Raw genomic sequence first — 22,353 nt, 5'->3', positions numbered from 1 at the left:
GGGAGCGGCGTATGCCGCCGGCAGTGCAGGGGCTTAGCCGGGTCGTCCCGCTCCTGCTCGCCCTCGGGGTCTTCGTCGCCGTTTTGATCCTTGCCGGCGTGCTCGCGCACTGGCTGGAGGAGTATCGCCTGGAGCAGGCGCGCTCGCAGGTGACCGAGGAGGCTTCGGCGCTGCGGGGACGGATTGAGGGGGAGCTGAACGCCTCCGTGTCGCTGGTCACGGGGCTGGGCGTCCTAGTAGGGGCGGATCCCGAGATCGACGGGCGGCGATTCGCCGCGATCGCGCAGCGGATGATGCGCCCCGAGTTTCACATCCGCAATATCACGCTGGCCCCGGACAATGTGATCCGCTACGTCTACCCGCTGGCCAGCAACGTCCGGGCCCTGGGCCTGGATATCAGCGAGCATCCGGCCCAGAGTCCCAGTCTCCAGCGCGTCATGGCCACCAGCGCCCCGGTGGTTGCTGGTCCGACGGAGCTGGTCCAGGGGGGCGAGGCGCTGATCGTGCGCGTTCCAGTCCATGAGGATGATGGGCGCTACTGGGGGGTGGCCAGTGTCCCGCTGGATCTCGACAGCTTCTACCGTGCTGCCGGGTTGCGGGAGATCGAGCAATCCGGTTTGCAGATTGCCCTGCGCGGGCGGGACGGGCTCGGCCGGAAGGGCGGCGTCTTTTTCGGCGAACCGCTTGTCTTCGAGCGGAATCCGGTGCGCATGGATATCACGTTCGGGGCATCCAGCTGGCAGCTGGCGGCTATTCCCGAGGGCGGATGGCAGGCGAAGGCCTCGTTGCCGGCCTGGTGGTGGTGGGTCTGGGCCGGCGGCGGCGTGATGCTGGCCCTGCTAGGCGGTGTGGTGGCTCGCCAGGCCCTGTGGCTGCGCTTTCTCAAGAATCGGCTTGAGGCCATCATGGCCACCATCCCCGATCTGGGGTTCGTGATTGATGATCGTGGGCAGTTCCGGGAGGTTTTCGGCGGGCAGGAGCGGCGCCTTTACCGGGATTTGCGCAACCTGGTCGGGCGGCGGCTGCATCAGGTGCTGCGCTTCGAGCTGGCCGAGAGCTTTCTTGAGAGCATCCAGCAGGCACTGGCCGAGCGGCGGCTGGTGACGCTGGACTACGAACTCGATATGGATGAGGTCGAGGGCGGCGGCGAGCACGGACCGCGCGGGCGCCAGTGGTTCGAGGCGCGGATCTACCCGCTGCCGCCTGGGCTGGAGGCGCGCCCCTCGGTGCTGTGGCTCGCCTACAACGTCACCGAGAGGATGCAGGCGTTGGCTGAGGCCGAGCGGAGCCAAGAGCAGATGCGACATATGGCCCTGCACGACCACCTCACCGGTCTGGCCAACCGGGCGCTGCTGCTCGATCGCCTGGAGAAGGCGCTGGAGTGGGCGCGGCGCAACCGCGAGTCGGTGGCGCTGTTGTTCATCGATCTGAACCACTTTAAGCCGATCAATGACGAGCACGGCCACGAGGTCGGAGACCGGGTCCTCCAAGAGTTGGCCACGCGCCTGACCGGTGCTGTGCGGGAGGTGGACACGGTGGCCCGCCACGGTGGCGACGAGTTCGTCATCCTGCTCGAGGGCGTGGACAGCCGGCGCGCCGCCGAGCGGGTGGCCGACAACATCGTCGCCAGCCTCGACGAGCCGGTGACCGTCAACGGCTTGGCTTTCCCGGTCTCGCTGAGCATTGGCATTGCCCTGTATCCCGAGCACGGAAGCTCGGCGGACGAGCTCCAGCGCGTCGCCGATGACGCCATGTACGCCGCTAAGGCCGATCGCTCGTGCAGTACCTACGCCTTCGGGGCGCCCCTGGCCGGACCGTATACAGCGGACTAGCGCAGCAGGAGCACCGCGGCGACCGAGCGGTCCTCGCCGAGGAGGAGGTTGAATGTCCTGCAGGCGGCGCGGGTATCCATGGCTTCAAAACCGATCCCGGAGCCGATCAGCGCCCGCATCAGCTCGCGATCGGGGAAGGACTGCTCACTTCCGGTGCCGAGCAGGATCAGCTCCGGTTCCAGGTCGATGGCCGGCTGCAGGTCGGCGAGGGTGAGTTCCTCCAGGCGCTCGGCGCGGATATCCGTGCTCAGCAAGGTCGGTGTCACCAGGACGCTGGTCTGGTACTCGGTCTGATTGATGCGGATCCAGCCCGGTTCGAAGGCGCGGATCCGGTAACCGGCATTGCCGTGATCTTGGGCGAGTTTCATGGGCTCAAGCCTCGATCTCGTTTGACAGTCCTGCCCCGGGTGAGTACGTTCACAGGCTTCATTGCCCCCGGTCCCTACACTGCATTCCTTGAGGTTCGCCCGTGGACTCCGATCTGCCGAAAGCCGACTTCCCTCGGATCAAGCGGCTGCCTCCGTACGTCTTCAACATCGTCAACGAACTCAAGGCGGCCGCACGCCAGCGGGGCGAGGATATCGTGGATTTCGGGATGGGCAATCCCGACCAGCCGACGCCCCAGCATATCGTGGACAAGCTCTGCGAGGCTGCCCAGCGACCCGACACGCACCGGTATTCGATGTCGCGGGGGATCCCGCGACTGCGTCGGGCGGTGGCTAACTGGTACGCCCAGAACTTCGATGTGCACCTCGACCCGGAGAGCGAGGCCATTGTCACCATCGGCTCCAAAGAAGGCCTGGCCCACCTGGCCCTGGCCACTCTGGGGCCGGGGGACGCCGTGCTGGTGCCCAACCCCGCCTACCCGATCCACCCCTACGGCGTCGTGATCGCCGGAGCGGATATCCGCCACGTGCCCATGATCCCGGGCGGGGACTTCTTCGTGGAGCTCGAGAAGGCGATCCGGGATACCTACCCCAAGCCCAAGATGCTCATCCTCAACTTCCCGTCGAACCCGACGGCGCAGTGTGTCGAGCTGGACTTCTTCGAGAAAGTGGTCGAGATCGCCCGCAAGGAGGGCATCTGGGTCGTGCAGGATCTGGCCTACGCCGAGATCGTCTTCGACGGCTACAAGGCCCCGTCGATCCTGCAGGTGCCGGGTGCCAAGGACGTGGCGGTGGAGTGTTACTCCCTGTCCAAGACTTACAATATGCCCGGCTGGCGGATCGGGTTCGTCTGCGGGAATCCGGACTTGATCGCCGCCCTGGCACGGATGAAGTCGTACCTGGATTACGGTATGTTCACGCCCATCCAGGTCGCCGGCATCCTGGCGCTGGAGGGGCCGCAAGACTGCGTCGAGGAGATCCGCGAGATGTACCGGGCCCGGCGCGATGTCCTCTGTGATGGGCTGGAGGCGGCCGGATGGCCCGTGGAAAGGCCGAAGGCGACCATGTTTGTCTGGGCCCGTATCCCCGAGGCGTATCGGGAGATGGGCTCGCTGGAGTTCTCGAAGAAGCTGCTGGCCGATGCCAAGGTGGCGGTCTCCCCAGGGATCGGCTTCGGCAGTTACGGCGATGAGTATGTCCGTTTCTCGTTGATCGAGAACGAACACCGCACGCGTCAGGCGATTCGCGGCATCAAACAGATGCTGCGGCGTGATGATGCTTGCTGAGCCCGCGCCCTGCGCGGCGGGCTGGAACCGCTCAGATTCGGAGGTGAGGATTGAAACCGGTTAATGTGGGGATGCTCGGCCTCGGTACCGTGGGTTCGGGGGTGGTCAATATCCTCGAGCGCAATGCCGATGTGATCAGCCGGCGCGCCGGGCGCGAGATCCGCGTTACCCACGCCTCGGCGCGCCATCCGGAGCGCCCGCGCAGCTGCCGCCTGGAGGGGATCCGCCTGACCACCGATCCGTTCGAGGTGGTCGACGACCCGGAAGTGGAGATCATCGCCGAGCTGATCGGCGGCTACGAGCCGGCCCGGGAGCTGGTGCTGCGTGCGTTGGACAACGGCAAGCACGTTATTACCGCCAATAAGGCGCTGATCGCCTCCCACGGCAACGAGATCTTCGCCCGGGCGCGGGAGAACGGTGTTACGGTGGCCTTCGAGGCAGCGGTGGCCGGCGGCATCCCGATCATCAAGGCCGTGCGCGAGGCGCTGACCGGTAACCGCATCGAGTGGCTCGCGGGGATCATCAACGGGACCTCGAACTACATCCTCACCGAGATGTTCTACGAGGGCCGGGATTTCGGAGACGTCCTCGCCGAGGCGCAGCGCCTGGGCTACGCCGAGGCGGACCCGAGCTTCGATGTCGACGGCACCGACGCCGCCCACAAGCTGACCATCCTGGCCTCCATCGCCTTCGGCATCCCGCTGCAGTACGACAAGGTCTATGTCGAGGGCATCGATCATATCACGCGCGAGGACGTGGCCTTCGCCGAGGAGCTGGGTTTCCGGATTAAGCACCTGGGCCTGGCCTTCCATGAGGAGAACGGCTACGCGCTGCGCGTGCACCCGACGCTTCTGCCGCGACGGCACATGCTGGCCAACGTCGACGGCGTCATGAACGCCGTCATGGTCAAGGGCGACGCCGTCGGGCCGACGCTCTACTACGGCGCCGGTGCCGGCGCCGAGCCGACCGCCTCGGCGGTGGTGGCCGATATGATCGACGTGGTGCGCGAGTTCAACCTGGAGCCCGAGAACCGGGTGCCTTATCTGGCGTTCCATACCGAGTCCCTCTCGCGGGAGCCGGTGCTGCCCATGCGCGACGTCGAGACGGCCTACTACCTACGGCTCTCGGCGCGGGACGAGCCCGGCGTGCTGGCCGACGTCACCCGCGTGCTCGGGGATTTCGGGATCTCCATCGAGGCCATCATCCAGAAACAGCCGCAGGCCGGGGCCGATCACGTCCCGATCATCCTGCTGACCCACCGTATCCATGAGCGTCACATGGACGCGGCCATCGAACGCCTGGAGCACCTGGAGCAGGTCGATGGACGCGTCGTGCGCATCCGTGTCGAGAGCCTGGAGTGAGAGCATGCCCTTCCGACCCCGCTACACTGGACTGATCGCCAAGTATCTGGATCGGCTACCGATCAGCGATGATGCCCGGATTCTCGGGCTGGGCGAGGGCAATACGCCGCTGATCCAGCTGACGCGGATCCCGGCGGAGCTCGGCCGCGACGTGGACCTCTACGTCAAGTTCGAGGGCCTGAACCCCACCGGCTCGTTCAAGGACCGCGGCATGACCATGGCGGTCACGAAGGCGGTCGAGCAGGGGGCCAAGGCGATCATTTGCGCCTCGACCGGCAACACCTCGGCCTCGGCCGCGGCCTATGCGGCCCGCGCCGGGATCAGCTGTTTCGTGCTTATTCCCGATGGCAAGATCGCCATGGGTAAGCTGGCCCAGGCGATCATGCACGGTGCGCAGGTGCTGCAGATCCGCGGCAATTTCGACGCCGGCATGCGCCTCGTCAAGGAGCTGGCCGAGCACGCGCCGCTGACCATCGTCAACTCCATCAACCCGTATCGGCTGCAGGGTCAGAAGACGGCGGCCTTCGAAGTGATCGAGGAGCTTGAACGCGCCCCGGACTACCACTGCCTGCCCGTGGGCAACGCCGGCAACATCACGGCCCACTGGATCGGCTACAGCGAGTGCGCCGGACGCAAGGGTGACGAGCAGCTGACCGCTGCCTGCGCCTTCTGCGAGGGGCATTGTCGTTACGCGTCCGCACTGGTGGATCGGCGCCCGCGCATGGTCGGCTACCAGGCGAGCGGCAGCGCACCTTTCCTGCGGGGCGGGCCAGTGGCTGAGCCCGAAACCGTGGCGACGGCCATCCGCATCGGCGATCCGCAGTCGTGGGATTACGCCCAGGCCGTTCGCGAGGAGTCCGGTGGGTGGTTCGATGAACTCAGTGACGAGGAGATCCTCCGGGCGCAGCGGATGCTCGCCGATCATGAGGGTGTGTTCTGCGAGCCGGCCTCGGCGACCTCGGTGGCGGGGGCCATGCGCGATATCCGCAGCGGCCGCATCCCCGAGGGCAGCACGGTGGTCTGTACCCTGACCGGGCATGGCCTCAAGGACCCGGATGTGGCCAGCGCCCAGGCCGGGGATGCGGTGCAGACCGTGGATGCCGACTATGAGGCCGTCCGCGAGGCCATTCTGAAGCGGCTTTGAACGCCCACCGTTTACGCTTGCGGATTCCGGGGCTGCTCGGGCCGCTTCCCGGGCGGCTGCCTCCCGGGGTGCTGGCACGCCAGCCGGCGCTGGAGACCTGGCTGGCCCGGGGCCGGCACGGCCCGTTGACGCCGTCGCCGGTGCCCGAGGCGGCCGGTGCCCTGGGATGGCTGGCCGACGGCGGGGATCCGGGCTGTGAGGCTTACTGGAGCCGTGCGCAGCCATTGCACCTGCGCCCGGAGGCAGCGGGTGTGCGCCTGGTGCAGGTCGCGATCAACGAGTTCGAGGCCGCGCGGCTGGAGACCGATCTGGCCGATCTGCTGGCCGGACGGCGCGTGCAGCTGCACCGGACATCCGCCGGGCGTTGGTACTTGCAGAGCCAGGCGCCGCTGCCGGAACGTCCCGCACCGGAACAAGTCTGCGGCCGTTTCATCGACGCCTACCTGCCGCGGGGAGGCGACGCCCTGAGGTGGGCGACGCTCTTCAACGAAGTCGAGATGGCCCTGTGTGACCACCCGGTCAACCGCGATCGGGAAGAGCGCGGCGAGCCGCCCATCAACGCCCTGTGGGCGTGGGGTAGCGGGCGGTGCCCTACGCCCCCGGCGTCGTTTCCCTGGCAGCGCCTGTTCAGCGACGATCCGGCCTGGTTGGGGCTCGGGGTGCTGGCTGGGGCCGAGGTGGCGGATCTGGCTGGATCGACGCCCATCCTCCCGGGGCCGGATACGCTGGTCGCGGTCCCTTGGGCGGAGCAGGCGCTGGCCGTGGATGATGGGGCGGCGTGGATCGACGCCGTGGCGGCGGTTGAGCGCGCGATCGCCGCGCCGGCGCTGGTGGCGCTGCGCGAGGCCGCTGCGCAGGGGTCGCGCTGGGATGCGCTGGAACTGTGTTTTGGGGCCGATGACCACGGTGTCACTTTGGGACGGCGGGAGCTGCGTCGGTTCTGGCGCCGGCCCCGGCCCCTCGGCGCCTGGGTCCGGGAGGGCGGCGAGGATGCCTGAGCGCATCCGGCGGCGTCCGGCGGGTGCACTTCCGGACGGCGTTGCGCAGGACCTGCACCCGGTCCTGCGGCGGGTCTATCAGCGCCGCGGCCTACGCGATGCCGCGGAGCTGGATCTGAGCCTGCGGCGGCTGCAACCGCCGACCGGCATGGCCGATCTGGACCGTGCGGTGGCTGCGCTGGTTCCGGCCCTGAGCCGGGGCCAGCGCATCGTGGTCGTCGGCGATTACGATGCCGACGGGGCGACAGCGACCGCGCTCATGGTCCTTGCGCTCCGACGTCTCGCTGCGGCGGCTGGCGGTGATCCGACGGCCGTCCAGTCTTTCGTTCCGGATCGGTTCTCGCTGGGCTACGGCTTGAGCGCGGCCGTCGTCGAACGGCTGCGCCCCACGGAGCCGGCCTGGCTGGTGACGGTGGATAACGGCGTCAGCAGTCTGGAGGGGGTCGCTGCGGCACACCAGGCGGGCATGGGCGTGGTGGTGACTGATCACCACGCGCCCGGCGCAGCGTTGCCGGCCGCCGAGGCGGTTGTGGATCCGCTACGCGATGACGACCACTTCCCGAGTACGGCCCTGGCCGGGGTGGGCGTGGCTTTCTACCTGGCTCTGGCGCTGCAGCGTGGCCTTGCGGCGGACGGGTGGCTCCGCGAGGAACCGGTCTCGCTGCTGGGGCTGCTGGATCTGGTCGCCGTGGGGACCGTGGCAGACCTGGTTCCGTTAGATCACAACAACCGCATCCTCGTCGAGCAGGGACTGCGCCGGATCCGCGCCGGTGTTGCCCGTCCCGGCATCGTCGCGCTGCTGGAGCAGGCCGGCCGCGAGCCTGCCGAGGCGACGGCGGCCGATCTGGCTTTCGCCGTCGGGCCGCGCCTGAATGCAGCCGGGCGCATGGACGACATGACCGCCGGGGTCGAGTGCCTGCTCGAGGAAGATCCGCATCGAGCCCGGGAGCGGGCGGTCGCGCTGGATGACCTGAATCGTCAGCGCCGCGCGGTGGAGTCGCAGATGACTGAGGAGGCACTGGCCGGGCTCGAGGCCCGCGCCGAGGATGTAGGCCTCGGCGTGTGCGTGGCGGCGGAGGGCTGGCACCAGGGGGTGACCGGGATCCTCGCTTCGAGGTTGAAAGAGCGCTATCACCGCCCGGCGGTGGCTTTCGCTCCGGCAGACCAGGGGATGCTGCGCGGCTCAGCGCGCTCGGTGCCCGGGCTGCATATCCGCGACCTATTGGCGCGCATCCACGGGCGTTCGCCAAAGCTGATCGAGTGTTTCGGCGGGCACGCGATGGCCGCTGGACTCACCATCGAATCCGGGCAGCTGGATGCGTTCCGCCGCGAGTTCGCCGGTGCGCTGGATGAGGCGCTGGGTGGTGAGTTGCCCGAGCTGCGTGTGGAGACCGACGGCGAGTTGCAACCGGAGGAGCTCAACCTGGAGACGGCCTGGGCCCTGCGCTACGGCGGTCCCTGGGGCCAGGGGTTCCCCGAGCCGTGCTTTGACGGCGTTTTCCGGATCCGTCAGAGCCGGGAACTGCGCGGTGGCCACCTGCGGCTGGAGCTGGATGCTGACCATGGCAATGGGCCCACTGTCCCGGCCATCGCCTTCGGTGGGGTCGAACGGGGTTGGAACCAACTGGAGGGTCCGGTTCGCGCGATCTACCGCCCGGAGGTCAACCGGTTTCGTGGCAGTGTCACCCTGCAGCTGCGCATCGAGTACCTAACCACCGCAGGTTGACCGGGAGGCGGGCCGTCCGGCCGCCTCCCGGCTCCGGTCTCAGTCTTCTTCCCGGGCCTCCGCGGTGAGGACCTCGTCGCCCGCTTCGCGCAGGAGCTGCGCAAAATCGGCGATGATCGCTGCGCTGGCATTGAGCAGGGCGTCCGGCAGCTCATCCGCGTCAACATCCGCGTAACGCTCCACCGGCTCCTTGCCGTGGGCCTTGCGGCGCTCATTGTGAAGCTCCAGCAACCGCTCCTCGCGTACCTTCTGCTCCTCCTGCCGGGTGGCCTTGTTCAGGGCGACCGAGGTGTCCTCCCGTATCTCGCGCTTGGCCTCAAGCTCCCGCTCCAGGGCGCGGAAGGTCTCGGTCTGATCCATCCGTGTCTGGTGGCGACGGGCCAGTTCGTCGATGATTGTCTCGAGTTCGAAATGCACCGTGACATCGAGCCCGGCGATCTCCGTTGCCGGCAGCGGGTTCCGGGTGGCGCGCTCGCCGAACTCCTCGTGGCTGAACTCCGAGGGCAGGTGGATATCCGGTTTGACGCCCTCGAGCTGCGTGCTCTCGCCGGTGACCCGGTAAAACTGGGCCAGAGTCAGCTTGAGCTGCCCGGAACGCTCCTCGCCGGGGATGGCGTAATTGTCCAGGCCGATCATCTGCTGCACCGTGCCCTTGCCGAAGGTCTGGTCGCCGAGGACGATGCCCCGTCCGTAGTCTTTAATGGCCGCGGCGAAGATCTCGGAAGCCGATGCGCTGCGTCGATCGACCAGCACCCCCAGGGGCCCATCGTAGGCCGGCTCGCCCCTGGATTCGCCAACCTGCTCGGGGTGGCCGCGGGCGTCGCGAACCTGCACTGCCGGTCCGCCGCCGGTGAACATGGCGGTGAGGGCGGTGGCCTCGCGCAGGGCCCCCCCGGAGTTTCCGCGCAGGTCGATCAGCAGGCCGTCGATCCCCTCCTCGAGCAACTCCCCAAGCAGGCGCTGGACGTCACGCGTGGTGCTGCGGAAATCGTCCTGCCCGGAGTGCGCGGCCTCGAAGTCCCGGTAGAACTTCGGGATGGTGATCACGCCGACCCGCTGCTCCTCGCCCTGAGCGTCGGTCTTCTCGATGACCTCCTTGCGGGCGGCCTGGTCTTCCAGATCGACCTTGTTGCGGACCAGCCGCACCTCGCGCGGTGAACTCTCACTGGCCCCGGCTGGCGGCAGGACGTTGAGCCGGACCACTGACTCCTTGGGGCCGCGGATCATGTCCACGATCTCATCGAGCCGCCAGCCGACCACGTCCTTCATCTCGCCGTCGTCGCCGTCAGCGACGCCGATGATGCGCTCGCCCTCGCGCAGCTCACCGGACTGCTCGGCCGGACCGCCGGGGATGAGTTCGACGATCTCGGTGAAGTCCTGGTCCATGGTCAGCTTGGCGCCGATCCCCTCGAGCTGCAGCGACATCTGCATGTCGAATTCCTCCGAGCGCTGGGGCGAGAGGAATGTGCTGTGGGGGTCGTAGGCGCCTGCCCAGGCGCTCAGGAACTGGTCCATGATGTCTTCGTTGTCGGCATCCACGGCACGGTCACGAAGGGTGTTGTAGCGCCGCTCGAGGTTCTCGCGGATCTCCTCGGTGCTGCGCTCGGCCAGCTCCAGGGTCAGGGCATCATGCGTGACCCGCTGGCGCCAGAGGTCGTCGAGGGCGTCGCGATCGGCCGCCCAGTCGGCCTCGCTGCGGTCCTGCTCGAAGCGGCCGTCGCCGTCGAAGTCGAACCCCTCCTCGAGAAGCCCGAGGGCGAATTGGGTCTGCTCCGCGACGCGCTCACGGTAGCGGGCGTGCAAATCGTAGGCCGCCTCGAGGATCGCGTCCCCCTGACCGGGGCCGAGTTCGCCCATGCGCTCGCGGAACGCCTCGACGTCCTCCTCGAGGAGGAAGAAGCGGCCGTGGTCGAGCTGCTTCAGGTAGGTCTCGGTGGCCTGCTCCATGAGCTTCTCGTCGGACTCGGGACCGCCGTAGTGGTAGCGCTGGAGCAGATCGGCAACCACGCGTGCCTTTTCGAACTCGGTCTGGCCGGGCACCACGCCGTTCTCGCCGGCAGCTGCCGTCGGTATACCCGGTGATCCCGGCAGCGGAGCCGTGGAGAACAGGGCCAGGCCGAGTGCCAGCACAGGGGTCAACAACAGGTGACTTCGGGCCAAAATACGCCTCCAATCCAAGTATTCGGTTGCCGCGAGGCTTGTTACCTCACTTTAGCTCATCGCCCCCAGGCTTTTGGAAGCGACCTCGTATACGTCTTTCGACAGCGTATCGCGCTCAAGGATCCGTTCGAGTTGCTGGCGCATCGAGCGACGCCGGCCGGGGTCGTAGCGGCGCCACTGTGTCAGCGGTGCCAGCAGCCGGGCGGCGAGCTGCGGATTGCTCCGGTCCAGGCGCAGCACGTGATCGCTGAGCAGCCGGTATCCGCTGCCGTCTGGGCTGTGAAAGTGGGCCGGGTTGCCCTGGGCGAACGCACCGAGTAGGGCCCGGGCTCGATTGGGGTTTTCCAGGGTGAAGTCCGGGTGCTCGGCGAGCTGGCGCACCCGGTGGACGGTCTCCGGTCGATCGGCCAGGGCCTGCGTCCGGAACCACTTGTCGACCACCAACGGTTCCCCGGACCAGCGCTCGTAGAAAGCGTCCACCGCCTGCTCGGCCTCCGGGCGCGAGCTGTCCGCCAGTACAGCCAGGGCAGCCAGCCGGTCCGTGAGGTTGTCGCTGCGCTCGAGCTGTTCCAGCGCCCGGCTCAGGTGGCGTTCCGAGCCGGCGTGGAGATAGCTCAAGGCCAGGTTGCGCAGTCGGCGCCGGGCGGCTTCGTCCGGGTTGTAGCGCCAGGGGCCTGTCGCCTGGCTGTGCAGGATCAGCCAGTGCCCCTCCAGCGCCTCGCCCAGGCGGGCACGGACGCGCTGGCGGGCGTCGTGGATGGCCTGCGGGTCGACCACCTCCACCTGCTCGGCGAGGTAGGTCTCGGCGGGCAGGGTGAGTGCCTCGGCAACCAGCGCGGGGTCGGCTTCGGGCGCCTCGAGGGAGGTGCGGAATGCCTGCTCGAGCCGCTCCACCCCGTCGGGCCGCGGGGTGCCCCGCGCCTCGTCGAGGAGAACGCGCATGGCCAGCTGTTGCCCCGCTTCCCAGCGCGCGAATGGGTCGGTGTCATGGGCGAGCAGGAAGCCGAGGTCGTCGTCGCTGTACGGGTAGTGCAGCTTGACCGGCGCTGAGAAGCCGCGCAGCAGCGAGGGCACGGGGCGCTCTGGGCAGTCCTCGAAAACGAAGCGCTGTTCGGACTCGCGCAGTTCGAGTACGCGGGTGCGACTGTGTGCGGTGGAGTCCCGGGCCTCGCGGACCGCTAGCGGCGAACCGTCCTGGCCGATTAGCCCCACGGCCAGCGGGATGTGCATGGGATCCCGGTGCGGCTGGGTCGAGTTGCCGGGCAGGGATTGACGGCAGATCAGGGTGTACTCGTTCCGCTCCGGGTCGTAGTCGTCCTCGATCTCGATCTCAGGGGTGCCGGCCTGGGTATACCACAGGGCGAACTGCTGGAGATCGACCCCGGCGGTTTCCTCCATGGCGGCGAGGAAATCCTCGATGGTGGCGGCCTCACCGTCGTGGCGTTCCAGGTAGCGCCGCACGCCGCGCCGGAAGGCGTCGTCGCCGAGCAGCGTGTGGTACATGCGGATGACCTCGGCACCCTTGGCGTAGACGGTGGCCGTGTAAAAGTTGTTGATCTCCACGTAGGCATCCGGGCGGACCGGGTGGCTCATGGGCCCGGCGTCCTCCGGGAACTGGGCGGTACGAAGCAGGCGCACCTGACCAATGCGCTGGACCGCCTCGGAGCCGGTGGTCTCGGCAAACTGGTGCTCGCGGAAGACGGTCAGCCCCTCCTTGAGCGAGAGCTGGAACCAGTCGCGACAGGTGACGCGGTTGCCCGTCCAGTTGTGGAAGTACTCGTGGCCGATGACCGCCTCGATGTTCTCGTAGTCGCTGTCGGTGGCGGTGTCGGGGCTGGCCAGGACGAACTGGGTGTTGAAGATGTTCAACCCCTTGTTCTCCATCGCGCCCATGTTGAAGTCCCCCACGGCGACGACCATGTAGGTATCCAGGTCGTACTCTAGGCCGTAGTGTTCCTCGTCCCAGCGCATGGCTCGCTGCAGCGCAGCTAGAGCGTGATCGGTACGCCCCGTGTTCTCTGGCTCCACATAGAAATGGAGGGCTACCTCGCGGCCCGAGGCGGTTACGAAGGACGCTTCCTGACAGGCCAAGTCGCCGGCAACCAACGCGAACAGGTAGGACGGCTTGGGGAAGGGGTCGTGCCAGATGGCGTAGTGGCGCCCGTCGTCAAGTTCTCCCCGTTCGATGCAGTCGCCGTTGGACAGCAGCACCGGGCAGGTGGCGCGGTCGGCGACCACGGTGGTGGTGAACGGCGCCAGGACGTCGGGGCGATCCGGGTAGGGCGTGATGCGCCGGAACCCCTCCGCCTCACACTGAGTGCAGAACATGCTGCCGGAGCGGTAAAGGCCGGAGAGGGCGGTGTTCGCCGCGGGATCGAACCGGCTGACGGTCTCCACGCGGCAGCGCTCGGGGGCATCATAGAGGATCACCGCCCCCTGCTCATCCTGGTGCGCGCTGGGCTCCAGTTCGACCCCGTCGACGGTCAGCGCTTCCAGCTCCAGGAACTCTGCGTCCAGGCGCAGCGGCGCCTCATCGTCGGTGGCCGCAGGGTTGCGGCGCAGCTCCAGCGCCGCCTCCACGCGGGCCATGCCAGCATGGAGGTCCACGCGGAGGTGGATCCGGTCGACCAGAAAGGCGGGCGGACGATAGTCGCGCAGGCGGATGGTCTGCGGTCGGGGTGCACTCATGGGGACGCTCGTGTTGAATATAGCGAGGTGATCGGTGTGGAATAAGCAGCTTACCTGATCAGGGCACTCCGGGCACACGGGTGACCCAACGCGGGAGGCTGAATGTACGCAAGTTTCGGGGGGATCGGGGGCGGCGGCCCGGAGACGGGGCTGGAGCTGATCCGGTACGCGGGCAGCGACGGGGCATCGGATGCCGTGTTCCCGCCGCTGCTGTTCATCCACGGCGCCTTCGCCGGTGCCTGGTGCTGGGAGGTCCACTACCTGCCGCACTTCGCCGGCCTGGGCTACGAGGCTCACGCGCTGAGCCTCCGCGGCCACGGGGCGAGCGCAGGCCGGGAGACGCTCAACTCGGCCTCCCTGAGCCACTACGTCGAGGACGTGGCCGAAGCCGTCGAGTCGCTGCCACATCCGCCGGTGCTCATCGGTCACTCCATGGGCGGTTTGGTGGTGGATATCGCCCTGCGCCAGGGCGTACCGGCCGCCGGCGCTGTGCTGTTGGCCTCGGTGCCCCCAACCGGGCTCGCCCCCTCCGGCATGCAGATGATGCTGACCGAGCCGCGGCTGCTCTGGCAGATGGGCATTCTTCAGGGGTTCGGACCGGCCTGGGTCGATGTGGATGAGGCCCATCGGGCCCTGTTTGCGGAAGAGATGGATCCGGAGGTGCTGCTCGATTACACCAGCCGCATGCAGCCGGAGTCGCAGCTGGCCCTGTTTGAGATGGGTTTCCCGCGCTGGCCGCGATGGGGCGGCGTGTCCGTGCCGGTGGCGGTGATCGGGGCCGAGGAGGATGTCATCATCCCGCAGTGGATGGTGCGCACGACGGCGTGGCTCTATGGCGTGGAGCCACGCTGGATCCCCGGCGCCGGCCACGCCACCATGCTTGAGCCCGGTTGGCGCCGCGGCGCGGACTGCCTGGAACGGGCGCTGGCCGATCTGGTCCGGACGGGGGCGGGTCGGTCCTGAAGGTTTTCCGGCAACAAAGCAGGGAATTCGTGGTACCGCTTTGCGCCTCGTTAGGCTAGACTGATCGAGATAGTCCAACCCGAGGGGCGCCACTGAGAACGTCGGCTGGCGCACCGGCACCCGTCCAGGGGATGCTCGACGGGCTATTGAGCGGCCCTGCTACCGGGCGCATCAAGCATAGAGACTAAAAGACCGAGGAGTAGCCGATCATGAAACGCATTGTTCTGGCCGCGGGTACCGCGACCGCGCTGATCTTCGGCGGCATGGGGGCGGCCCTTGCCGACGGCGAATCCATCTACATCAACGGCACGGCACCGACCTGTTCCTCGTGCCATGACCGCGGGGTGGCCGGCGCACCGGAGCTCAACGCGCCCGAAGACTGGGCCGACCGGCCCTCCTCGGTGGACGAGCTGGTCGAGAGCACGCTCGCGGGCAAGGGCGCCATGCCGGCCTACGACGGGCGTGCCGACCGCGAGGATCTGGTCAAGGCCATCGAGTACATGCTCTCGACCCTTTGATCCTGCGGGGCGGCCGGGTCGCCCGGGCCCGGCCGCCAAAGCGGAACCCCGCGCGAAGCCCAGCCCAACGCTCACGGCTACTCGGCGGGGAACCGCGCCACCTTCTCCAAGGTCTCCCCATTCCGCTCGATGACCAGCGGCAGCCAGGTGCCCGGCGCCTGACGGGACACGATGTGCTGCAGGTCGCGAGGATGCCGGATCTCGGTCTCCGCTGCCTTCACGATGCGGTCGCCGGCGGCCAGCCCGGCCTGATCGGCGGGTGTATCGGGGAAGACTTCGAGGATGGTCACCTTCGAATCGTCCTCCTCCATGGCGATGCCCAGACGCGGCGGATCGGGGGTGGCGCGCTCGGGTTCGAGCGCGAAGACGAAGTCCGCCCGATCGGCGTCCGGGCACGCGGCGGCGGCGTCGAGCGGCAGCAGGATGCGGATCGAGTCGTGGCCGAGATCCCGGAGCTGGTGGGCGATGCCGTCACCGTACTCGGCGTGACCCCTGCCGACGATGCCGACGACCGGGCCGCCGTAGGCCTCTAGGGCGGAGACCATCGACTCGGCCATCGCCCGGTCCCAGAACGTCTGCGCCTCGATGAACCGATCCAGGTCGGCATCGTTCTCGCCGGCGCCGGGGTGATGACGGAAGATACCCTGCAGGCGGTCCCGGTACGCCTCGCTGGCCGCTGCCGGCTGGCCGACGGATTCACGCTCGTCCTCATCCAGATCGTCGAAACCGCGTTCCCGCACGGCGCGCACGGTGTCTCGCTCAACGTTGAGGGCTTCGGCCGGCACGCGGTGCGCGCGGACGAATTCGAACAGTGGCATGTAGAGTTCGGCGTCGTAGCCCCAGACGCGCTGCCATTCGGTCTCCTCGAGGAACGCCTCGCGCGTCAGGTTGCCCGTGCGCCAGTCTTCTAGCGGTTTCTGTTTGCTGCGTGGGAACATCTCGAAGCCAATGGCCCCAAGCTCCCCTCGCCCGTGCAAAGCGGCCAGGGTATGGAGCTGCCAGCGGTGGTGGGCGGCATCGTCGTGGCGCTCGCCGAGCAGGATGAAATCGACGCCCTCGAGGGCATCGAGCACCTCATGGGTGCCGAGGGTGCGTTGGTGACCCGGATCGTACCATTGCCCCGGTTCGGCACAGGGGCTGGTGATGGCGCTGCCGGCAAACAAAAGGCCGGCGAGCAGGGTGGTGCTGCGCAGCAGGGGCGTGGACATGGGGCGATCCTTCCTGTGGCCTCGGCCCCATCTTAGGGCTCCTGGCCTGGGTTGGCGACCGCTGCCGGGCTTCGTCCCCGGCTGGGTGGTTCGGCAGGGCAGCGCTGCTGCGCGTACAATGGGATCCTACCGGATGGTACATCCGGTGCGGTTTCGATGGCGGCCAGGGGTAGGGTATGACCGATTTCAAGGGGATTCCGGTGAGCAGCGGTAGTGTCTTTGAACGCGACGGGGTGCGCACTATCAAGGACGGCGTGAAGCGCCGCGGCGATGGGCAGCAGGCGCCGCGCGCACGCAAGCCGCAGTGGCTCAAGGCGCGTGCTCCCGGCGGCGAGGGCTATCGTCGGGTGCGCGGTATCGTCCACGACCACCACCTGAGCACGGTCTGCGAGGAGTCCCATTGTCCCAATCTGGGCGAGTGCTGGAGCCACGGCACGGCCACCTTTATGGTTCTCGGATCGGTGTGCACGCGCACGTGCCGGTTCTGCTCCGTGGATACCGGCAACCCCAAAGGGCGTCTGGATGACCGGGAGCCGCAGCACTGCGCCGAGTCGGTGCGCCTGATGGGATTGCGCTACGTCGTTCTGACCTCCGTCGACCGTGATGACCTGCGCGATGGCGGAGCGGAGCATTACGCCCAGTGCGTTCGGGCTATCAAGGCGGAGAATCCGGAAACCGCGGTCGAGGCCCTCACGCCGGATTTCCGTGGCGATGAAGAGGCCGTGCGGACGGTGGTCGAGTCCGGGTTGGAAGTCTTCGCTCACAACGTCGAGGTGGTCCGGCGCCTCTCACCGCAGGTGCGCGACCCGCGTGCCGACTATGAGCAGAGCCTGGACGTGCTGCGGGCGGCCAAGCGGTTGCGCCCCGACGTGGTGACCAAGTCGAGCCTGATGGTGGGGCTCGGCGAGACGGATGCCGAGCTCCATGAGGCCTTCGAGGATTTGCGCCGGGCGGAGGTGGACATCGTCACCCTGGGGCAGTATCTGCAGCCGACCCGCAACCACCTTCCGGTGGAGCGGTTCGTGAGCCCGGACGAGTTCGAGGCCCTTCGCCAGGAGGGGCTGAGGCTGGGGTTCCGTGAGGTCGTCGCGGGTCCGCTGGTGCGTTCGAGCTACCGGGCGGACCGCGTGCTCGAGGGCAACAACGTCGGCTTGCCAGCCCCCGGCCCGGACGCTGGTTGACGGTGCCATGCCCGTCGCCCTGTCCGGACCGGCGTGTTGCCCGGAGGCCCTGCGGGCCCGTCTGACCGGGCAGGCCTGGCCTGAGCGCGGGTGGCGCCGATCCCCGGGGCACCCAGTGCCGGCATCGGTGCTGATCGCCCTGCTTGAGCCGCAGCATCAGCCGCGAATCCTGCTGACGCGGCGCGCCGGCGGCCTGCGTGATCACCCGGGGCAGGTGAGCTTCCCGGGGGGGCGCGTCGATCCGGCCGATGCCAGCGCCGAGGCGACCGCCCTGCGCGAGGCGCACGAGGAGGTTGGGCTTGAGCCCGACGCGGTGCGAGTCCTCGGGCGGCTCGGCCGCTACCATACGGGTACCGGGTTCGTGATCCAGCCGGTGGTTGCCGTCATTCGCAGCCCGGTCATCTGGCGGCCGGATCCGGGCGAGGTCGAGTCGGTCTTCGAGCTGCCCCTGGAACGGCTGCTCGAGGGGCGTGTCGACGGCGAGGTCCGGGTGCCCGGCCCCTTCGGACGGATCGAGCGCTTCCCGGCGCTGATTCATCAGGAGCAGCTGATCTGGGGGGCGACAGCAGGTATGCTCTGGCAACTCCGAGAAGCATTACAGGGCATAGGCTAAATGGCGGGACGTATGGCGGGCAGGGTGCGGTGTCGGATGGACGCTGCGCGAGGTGCAGGGTTGCTCGGGTCGGGGATCTGGTTGCTGTTGCTGGCGATGCCGGTCGTGGCTGACGAAGCCCCTCCGCCCGAGCAGGCGGGCGAGGGCGAGGTGGTCGACGAGGACGCCTTCGAGGAGCACGACTGGGATCGGACCCTTCACCGCTTCGAGCTGCAGGACGGCGTCGACGTCGTTGGTGAGGAGCAGACCGCCCGGGCGAATGCCGAGGATACCCTGCTGGATGTCGCCAAGCGCCATGCGGTCGGCTACGAGCAGATCCGCATGGCCAACCCGGGCGTCGATACCTGGCTGCCGGGGGAGGGCGCGGAGGTTCGCATCCCGTCACGCTACATCCTCCCCGATGCGCCGCGTGAAGGCGTGGTCATCAACCTGGCCGAGATGCGCCTCTACCACTACCCGGAAGACGAGCAAGTGGTGGAGATCTTCCCGGTCAGTATCGGACGCATGGACTGGTCAACCCCGCTCGGGCGTACCGAGGTCACCGGGAAGATCGAGGACCCGGCCTGGTACCCGCCGGAGTCGATCCGCAAGCAGGCCGAGGAGCGAGGCGAAACGATGCCACGCGAAGTGCCCCCGGGACCCGACAACCCGCTGGGTCGGCACGCCATCCTGCTCGACATCAGTGGCTATCTGCTTCACGGCACCAACCGCCCCTGGGGCATCGGGATGCGGGCCACCCACGGGTGCATCCGGCTGCATCCGCGGGATATCGAGTACCTCTACGATCAGCTGTCAGTGGGCACGCCGGTGAAGATCGTCAATCAGCCGTTCCAGGCAGGTTGGTCTGCCGACGGGGTGCTCCACCTCCAGGCGTTTCCGTTCTTCGAGGAAGACGATCCGTCGCGGGCGGAGCGCGTCGAGATGGCCGTCGAGAGTGTCGCCCACGCCCTCGGCGATACGGCCCATCGGGTGGACGGCGCGCGGGTCCGCGCGGCTGCCGATGAGCAGGACGGCCGGATCCGCCGTGTGTCCCGGAGTAACGCCACCCCGCATCGTCCGTCCGGGGAGTGAGCCACCCCCCAAGCCGCATAGCGGCTATCGGCGGGGTGCTGCGCCGCGGTGGGGTCGACGACCCTTGCTGCCATGCCCGGAGCGAAAAAAAAGCCCGGCGCGGGGCCGGGCTTCCGGGGATGCCGGGCGTCGCGTTAACGCCCGGGGTTCCGACGGTTGGTTACTTCTGCATCGTCCGCTCGAACATGCGGTCGATCTTCTCCTCGTTGTCCTCAGCCTTGCGCAGCGCCTCCTCGGCGATGCTGTGTGCCTCGGCCGCCCGCTCGTCAGCGCCCTCGGCGGTGTCGCGGGCGTCTTCAGCGATGGCGCGGGTTTCGTCCATCTCGGCGTAGAGGTCCTCAAGCTCACGGTCCACCGCGGCGCCAATCTGATCCTCATCCACGGTGGCGCAGGCGGCGACCAGGCCGAAGGCGGCGCCGACAGCCGCGAGCTTGGCAACGGATGCGAAACGTTGAGGCATCGAGTATCTCCTTGTGCTGGGAAGGTTTTTTTGCGCCTATTCGTGTTTGAATGCTAGCGGATATACACGCGTGTGCCAATGCCCACAAGGCTGGCCAGCGCCTCGACCTGATCGTCTTCCAGCGCCACGCAGCCATCTGTCCAGTTGACATGCCGGTGGAACCGGACATCACCATCGCCCACCCCGTGGATGCCGATATGCCCGCCCAGAGCCGTCCGCTGGGGCGGACGACCCAGGCGGGCAAAGTCATCCAGAAAATCAAGATACTCCTCTTGGTCGATGGTCCCGTCATCCCGGGCCTTGCGCGCATTCTCCAGACTTGGGTAATTCAGCCCGAGAAAAAGATGGTACTGGCTCTCTTCATTGATCCGGTTGATGCGGAATTTTCCCAGCGGAGTGGTCCGGTCGCCGCGACGGCGGGTTTCCGCCGTGCCGTAGCGGCCCACGGCGAGGTTTTCAAAATGCGCGAAGGGGCGGTCCCCTTCAAACACGGTTATCCGGTAGGTATCGGTGTCCACCAGAACCCATCGTTCATCGTCCTCCGGCTTGAACGGCAGGTCGTTCGGCGGCTCCTGCTGCGCCGCGAGCAGACCCGGCGCAAGCATTGCCAGGCAAAGGAGCAGCCGCGCCATCCGGCTCACGGTCGGCCTCCGGTCTGCAGCCACTGGTGCAGGTCCCCGGCATCGAACGGCCAGAACAGGCGCCCGCCGGGGTGCTCGCCCTCCAGGAAGGGAATGCGCTCCTGGAGCGCCGGGTCGTCCGGGAAGTGGTCGAGGACGTCGGCCTCGTGCAGCTGCAGCGGGGTGTAGGCCGCATAACGGCGGATGAGGTCGCGCGCCTCGTCGCAGAGGTGGCAGCCGCTGGTCCCGTAGAGCGTCACGGATTGGGTCATGGGTGGCGTGTGTGCCGCTGGCAACCGTACCTTGGCGTATAATACCCAGCCGGCCGGCCCCGGCAAACCATCGCTGAGTGACTGCAGAGAGGGACTGATGACCGAGCCGCCGTGCATACACGGGCGTTTGAGCGTGGCCCCGATGATGGAGTGGACCACGCCGCCGGCACGCTACTTCCTGCGCCTGCTGGCGCCCAACGTGCGTCTCTACACGGAGATGGTGCCGGCCGTGGCGCTCTGGCACGGGGCGGCGGAACGTTTTCTGCCGTTTCACCCGGCGGAGCACCCGGTGGCGGTGCAGTTCGGGGGTAGCGACCCGCAGGAGCTGGCCCACGCGGCGCGCCTCGCCGAGCAGTGGGGTTACGACGAGGTCAATCTCAACGTCGGGTGCCCCAGTGACCGTGTGCAGTCGGGGCGTTTCGGGGCCTGCCTGATGCTCGAGCCGGCCCGGGTGGCCGACTGCGTCGCCGCGATGCAGGCGGCCACCCGCTTGCCGGTGACGGTCAAAACCCGCATCGGGGTCGACGATCACGACAGCGAGGCCTTCCTGGACGCTTTCGTGGAGGCCGTGGCCGCAGCGGGGTGCCGGAGCTTTATTGTGCATGCCCGCAAGGCATGGCTTTCGGGGCTCAGCCCCAAGGAGAATCGCGAGATCCCGCCCCTGGATTACCTCCGTGTGCATCGGCTCAAGGCGCGGCGGCCGGATCTGGAGGTGGCGATCAACGGTGGTATTGCGGATGCGGCGACGCTGCGGGAGCAGCTGCAGTGGGTCGATGGGGCGATGATCGGCCGCGAGGCCTTCTCCAATCCCTACGTGCTGGCACAGTGGGATTGCATGCTGTTCGGAGGCGAGTTGCCCGGGCGTCGTGCTGTGGTGACCGCGTATCTGCCTTATGTCGAGGCGCGCCGGCGCGAAGGGGTGCCCATGAGCCAGCTGGTCAAGGTGCTCATGGGGCTGTTCAATGGATTGCCCGGTGCCCGCGCCTGGCGTCGGACCCTGACCGAGGGCAGTCAGCAGCCGGGGGCCGGCCCCGACGTGATCGAGCGCGCGCTGAAGTGCGTCGCCCATGGGGAGGCTGCATGACGGCGGCGCCTGCTGCCCGCTAGGCGTCGTGGGGCAGGGTCTCCAGCCTCCAGCCCTCTGGTTGACAGCGCAGCAGGCTGCCCTGATCGAACCAGTCACCCACCACGAAGCGTTTGCCCCAACCGAAGGGTGTGTCCAAGTCGTGAATGGCCGGACGATGCGTGTGGCCGTGGATGAGCCAGCGCACCTGGTGCTCCCTGAGTGCCGCATCCACCGCCACCGGGGTGACATCCATGATGGCCTCGTCCAGCTGCTGGTTCCGCTCGGTGCTGGCGCCGCGCGCCTGGCGCGCCTGCTCGAGTCGCTCCGCCACCGGCAGCGCCAGGAAGTGCTGCTGCCATGCGGGATCGCGCACCATGGCGCGGAACTCCATGTACTCGGCGTCATCGGTGCACAGGCTGTCGCCGTGCATCATCAGCGCGTGTTCGCCGTGGATGGTCACCACGCTGGGATCGGGGAGCAGGTGGGTGCCGCTGGCTGCGGCGAAATCGGCACCGAGCAGGAAATCCCGATTCCCGTGCATGACGTAGATATCCGTGCTCGCCGCGGCTGCACGGAGGGCCTGCAGGACGGGGTCGTCGGCGGAGACCGCGTCGTCGCCGATCCACGCCTCGAACAGGTCGCCCAGGATGTAGACGGCTTCGGCGCCCGGCGCCTCCTTCTCGAGGAAGCGCAGGAAGGTGTCCGTCGCAGCCGGGCGGCTGCGGTCCAGGTGCAGGTCGGCGATGACCAGAACGGGTTGGGGCATGGCGTCGGTCCGAGTCCGGTGTCATTAACGGAGC

The 22,353-nt window shown here is 68.0% G+C and carries 20 protein-coding genes; 12 read left to right on the top strand and 8 right to left on the bottom strand.

The annotated features are described in order from the left end of the window. The first annotated feature begins 11 nt into the window (after positions 1-11). On the top strand, positions 12-1,832 hold the full coding sequence (locus LRF89_RS00985; RefSeq protein WP_201167684.1) for a diguanylate cyclase domain-containing protein: 1,821 nt from the start codon (positions 12-14) through the stop codon (positions 1,830-1,832). Here the strand turns inward: LRF89_RS00985 and LRF89_RS00980 are convergent. Further along, complete coding sequence (locus LRF89_RS00980; RefSeq protein ID WP_201167668.1) at positions 1,829-2,200, bottom strand: Mth938-like domain-containing protein; 372 nt, start codon at positions 2,198-2,200, stop codon at positions 1,829-1,831. The genes LRF89_RS00985 and LRF89_RS00980 overlap by 4 nt on opposite strands. A gap of 101 nt (positions 2,201-2,301) precedes the next feature. Here LRF89_RS00980 and alaC point away from each other — a divergent pair, with 101 nt between their 5' ends. Genes alaC through recJ form a run of 5 tightly spaced genes read left to right on the top strand, consistent with a single transcriptional unit; the run spans position 2,302 to position 8,733 of the window. Further along, a complete protein-coding gene (alaC, locus tag LRF89_RS00975; RefSeq protein WP_238632872.1) occupies positions 2,302-3,504 on the top strand; it encodes an alanine transaminase in 1,203 nt (400 codons plus the stop codon). 50 nt (positions 3,505-3,554) lie between these two features. After that, a complete protein-coding gene (locus LRF89_RS00970; RefSeq protein WP_201167665.1) occupies positions 3,555-4,865 on the top strand; it encodes a homoserine dehydrogenase in 1,311 nt (436 codons plus the stop codon). A 4-nt stretch (positions 4,866-4,869) separates the two neighbouring features. Continuing rightward, positions 4,870-6,009 carry a threonine synthase gene (gene thrC / locus LRF89_RS00965; RefSeq protein WP_201167663.1) on the top strand — a complete coding sequence of 380 codons (1,140 nt, stop codon included), beginning with the start codon at positions 4,870-4,872 and terminating at the stop codon, positions 6,007-6,009. Beyond that, a complete protein-coding gene (locus tag LRF89_RS00960) occupies positions 6,006-7,007 on the top strand; it encodes a hypothetical protein (protein ID WP_238632870.1) in 1,002 nt (333 codons plus the stop codon). The genes thrC and LRF89_RS00960 overlap by 4 nt, the downstream gene beginning before the upstream one ends. Beyond that, positions 7,000-8,733: a single-stranded-DNA-specific exonuclease RecJ gene (gene recJ, locus LRF89_RS00955; protein WP_201167657.1), complete on the top strand. Its 1,734-nt coding sequence runs from the start codon at positions 7,000-7,002 to the stop codon at positions 8,731-8,733. Before LRF89_RS00960 ends, recJ begins: the two co-directional genes overlap by 8 nt. Before the next feature lie 39 nt (positions 8,734-8,772). On the opposite strand, the gene LRF89_RS00950 is transcribed toward recJ, so the two are convergent. Both LRF89_RS00950 and pepN read right to left on the bottom strand, forming a co-directional pair. Continuing rightward, positions 8,773-10,893 carry a carboxy terminal-processing peptidase gene (locus LRF89_RS00950; protein ID WP_238632868.1) on the bottom strand — a complete coding sequence of 707 codons (2,121 nt, stop codon included), beginning with the start codon at positions 10,891-10,893 and terminating at the stop codon, positions 8,773-8,775. Positions 10,894-10,944: 51 nt separating this feature from the next. Continuing rightward, on the bottom strand, positions 10,945-13,581 hold the full coding sequence (gene pepN / locus LRF89_RS00945; protein WP_201243114.1) for an aminopeptidase N: 2,637 nt from the start codon (positions 13,579-13,581) through the stop codon (positions 10,945-10,947). 102 nt (positions 13,582-13,683) lie between these two features. Here pepN and LRF89_RS00940 point away from each other — a divergent pair, with 102 nt between their 5' ends. Then, positions 13,684-14,544, top strand: a complete 861-nt coding sequence (locus LRF89_RS00940) for an alpha/beta hydrolase (RefSeq protein ID WP_201243115.1) — start codon at positions 13,684-13,686, stop codon at positions 14,542-14,544. 209 nt (positions 14,545-14,753) lie between these two features. Beyond that, complete coding sequence (locus LRF89_RS00935; protein WP_201167644.1) at positions 14,754-15,062, top strand: c-type cytochrome; 309 nt, start codon at positions 14,754-14,756, stop codon at positions 15,060-15,062. Between the two features lie 77 nt (positions 15,063-15,139). On the opposite strand, the gene LRF89_RS00930 is transcribed toward LRF89_RS00935, so the two are convergent. Then, positions 15,140-16,270: a ChaN family lipoprotein gene (locus tag LRF89_RS00930; RefSeq protein WP_238635250.1), complete on the bottom strand. Its 1,131-nt coding sequence runs from the start codon at positions 16,268-16,270 to the stop codon at positions 15,140-15,142. A 176-nt stretch (positions 16,271-16,446) separates the two neighbouring features. On the opposite strand from LRF89_RS00930, the gene lipA reads away from it, so the two are divergent. From lipA to LRF89_RS00915, 3 genes are read left to right on the top strand one after another with little or no spacing between them, the layout of a single operon-like run. After that, positions 16,447-17,451, top strand: coding sequence for a lipoyl synthase (gene lipA / locus LRF89_RS00925; RefSeq protein WP_201167630.1), 1,005 nt, complete (start codon positions 16,447-16,449; stop codon positions 17,449-17,451). A gap of 7 nt (positions 17,452-17,458) precedes the next feature. Beyond that, positions 17,459-18,064 (top strand): CoA pyrophosphatase, encoded by a 606-nt coding sequence (locus LRF89_RS00920; protein WP_201167624.1) that lies wholly within the window; start codon positions 17,459-17,461, stop codon positions 18,062-18,064. 36 nt (positions 18,065-18,100) lie between these two features. Next, on the top strand, positions 18,101-19,135 hold the full coding sequence (locus tag LRF89_RS00915) for a L,D-transpeptidase family protein (protein WP_238635249.1): 1,035 nt from the start codon (positions 18,101-18,103) through the stop codon (positions 19,133-19,135). A 160-nt stretch (positions 19,136-19,295) separates the two neighbouring features. On the opposite strand, the gene LRF89_RS00910 is transcribed toward LRF89_RS00915, so the two are convergent. The 3 genes from LRF89_RS00910 to LRF89_RS00900 are packed head-to-tail and all read right to left on the bottom strand — an operon-like array spanning position 19,296 to position 20,487. Continuing rightward, a complete protein-coding gene (locus LRF89_RS00910) occupies positions 19,296-19,595 on the bottom strand; it encodes an Lpp/OprI family alanine-zipper lipoprotein (RefSeq protein WP_201167612.1) in 300 nt (99 codons plus the stop codon). Positions 19,596-19,648: 53 nt separating this feature from the next. Continuing rightward, on the bottom strand, positions 19,649-20,227 hold the full coding sequence (locus tag LRF89_RS00905) for a L,D-transpeptidase family protein (protein WP_207189875.1): 579 nt from the start codon (positions 20,225-20,227) through the stop codon (positions 19,649-19,651). A gap of 5 nt (positions 20,228-20,232) precedes the next feature. Beyond that, positions 20,233-20,487 carry a glutaredoxin family protein gene (locus LRF89_RS00900; protein ID WP_201167597.1) on the bottom strand — a complete coding sequence of 85 codons (255 nt, stop codon included), beginning with the start codon at positions 20,485-20,487 and terminating at the stop codon, positions 20,233-20,235. A 97-nt stretch (positions 20,488-20,584) separates the two neighbouring features. On the opposite strand from LRF89_RS00900, the gene dusA reads away from it, so the two are divergent. Beyond that, on the top strand, positions 20,585-21,571 hold the full coding sequence (gene dusA / locus LRF89_RS00895; RefSeq protein ID WP_201167595.1) for a tRNA dihydrouridine(20/20a) synthase DusA: 987 nt from the start codon (positions 20,585-20,587) through the stop codon (positions 21,569-21,571). Positions 21,572-21,590: 19 nt separating this feature from the next. Here dusA and LRF89_RS00890 read toward each other — a convergent pair whose 3' ends face one another. Next, positions 21,591-22,319 (bottom strand): UDP-2,3-diacylglucosamine diphosphatase, encoded by a 729-nt coding sequence (locus LRF89_RS00890; RefSeq protein WP_238636447.1) that lies wholly within the window; start codon positions 22,317-22,319, stop codon positions 21,591-21,593. Between the last annotated feature and the right edge of the window lie 34 nt (positions 22,320-22,353).

The sequence above is a fragment of the Halorhodospira sp. 9621 genome (assembly GCF_022228055.1).
In the GTDB taxonomy this organism is placed as follows: domain Bacteria; phylum Pseudomonadota; class Gammaproteobacteria; order Nitrococcales; family Halorhodospiraceae; genus Halorhodospira; species Halorhodospira halophila_A.
This window is presented reverse-complemented; position numbering and strand designations above follow the sequence as displayed.

Bases quoted from the DNA above. Each gene is read 5' to 3' on its own strand.
- LRF89_RS00940 (WP_201243115.1), top strand. From the start codon at position 13,684: ATGTACGCAAGTTTCGGGGGGATCGGGGGCGGCGGCCCGGAGACGGGG.
- LRF89_RS00980 (WP_201167668.1), bottom strand. From the start codon at position 2,200: ATGAAACTCGCCCAAGATCACGGCAATGCCGGTTACCGGATCCGCGCC.
- dusA (WP_201167595.1), top strand. From the start codon at position 20,585: ATGACCGAGCCGCCGTGCATACACGGGCGTTTGAGCGTGGCCCCGATG.
- LRF89_RS00905 (WP_207189875.1), bottom strand. From the start codon at position 20,227: ATGGCGCGGCTGCTCCTTTGCCTGGCAATGCTTGCGCCGGGTCTGCTC.
- lipA (WP_201167630.1), top strand. From the start codon at position 16,447: ATGACCGATTTCAAGGGGATTCCGGTGAGCAGCGGTAGTGTCTTTGAA.
- LRF89_RS00910 (WP_201167612.1), bottom strand. From the start codon at position 19,595: ATGCCTCAACGTTTCGCATCCGTTGCCAAGCTCGCGGCTGTCGGCGCC.
- LRF89_RS00890 (WP_238636447.1), bottom strand. From the start codon at position 22,319: ATGCCCCAACCCGTTCTGGTCATCGCCGACCTGCACCTGGACCGCAGC.
- LRF89_RS00985 (WP_201167684.1), top strand. From the start codon at position 12: ATGCCGCCGGCAGTGCAGGGGCTTAGCCGGGTCGTCCCGCTCCTGCTC.
- LRF89_RS00930 (WP_238635250.1), bottom strand. From the start codon at position 16,270: ATGTCCACGCCCCTGCTGCGCAGCACCACCCTGCTCGCCGGCCTTTTG.
- LRF89_RS00900 (WP_201167597.1), bottom strand. From the start codon at position 20,487: ATGACCCAATCCGTGACGCTCTACGGGACCAGCGGCTGCCACCTCTGC.
- LRF89_RS00935 (WP_201167644.1), top strand. From the start codon at position 14,754: ATGAAACGCATTGTTCTGGCCGCGGGTACCGCGACCGCGCTGATCTTC.
- recJ (WP_201167657.1), top strand. From the start codon at position 7,000: ATGCCTGAGCGCATCCGGCGGCGTCCGGCGGGTGCACTTCCGGACGGC.
- LRF89_RS00920 (WP_201167624.1), top strand. From the start codon at position 17,459: ATGCCCGTCGCCCTGTCCGGACCGGCGTGTTGCCCGGAGGCCCTGCGG.
- thrC (WP_201167663.1), top strand. From the start codon at position 4,870: ATGCCCTTCCGACCCCGCTACACTGGACTGATCGCCAAGTATCTGGAT.
- LRF89_RS00915 (WP_238635249.1), top strand. From the start codon at position 18,101: ATGGACGCTGCGCGAGGTGCAGGGTTGCTCGGGTCGGGGATCTGGTTG.
- pepN (WP_201243114.1), bottom strand. From the start codon at position 13,581: ATGAGTGCACCCCGACCGCAGACCATCCGCCTGCGCGACTATCGTCCG.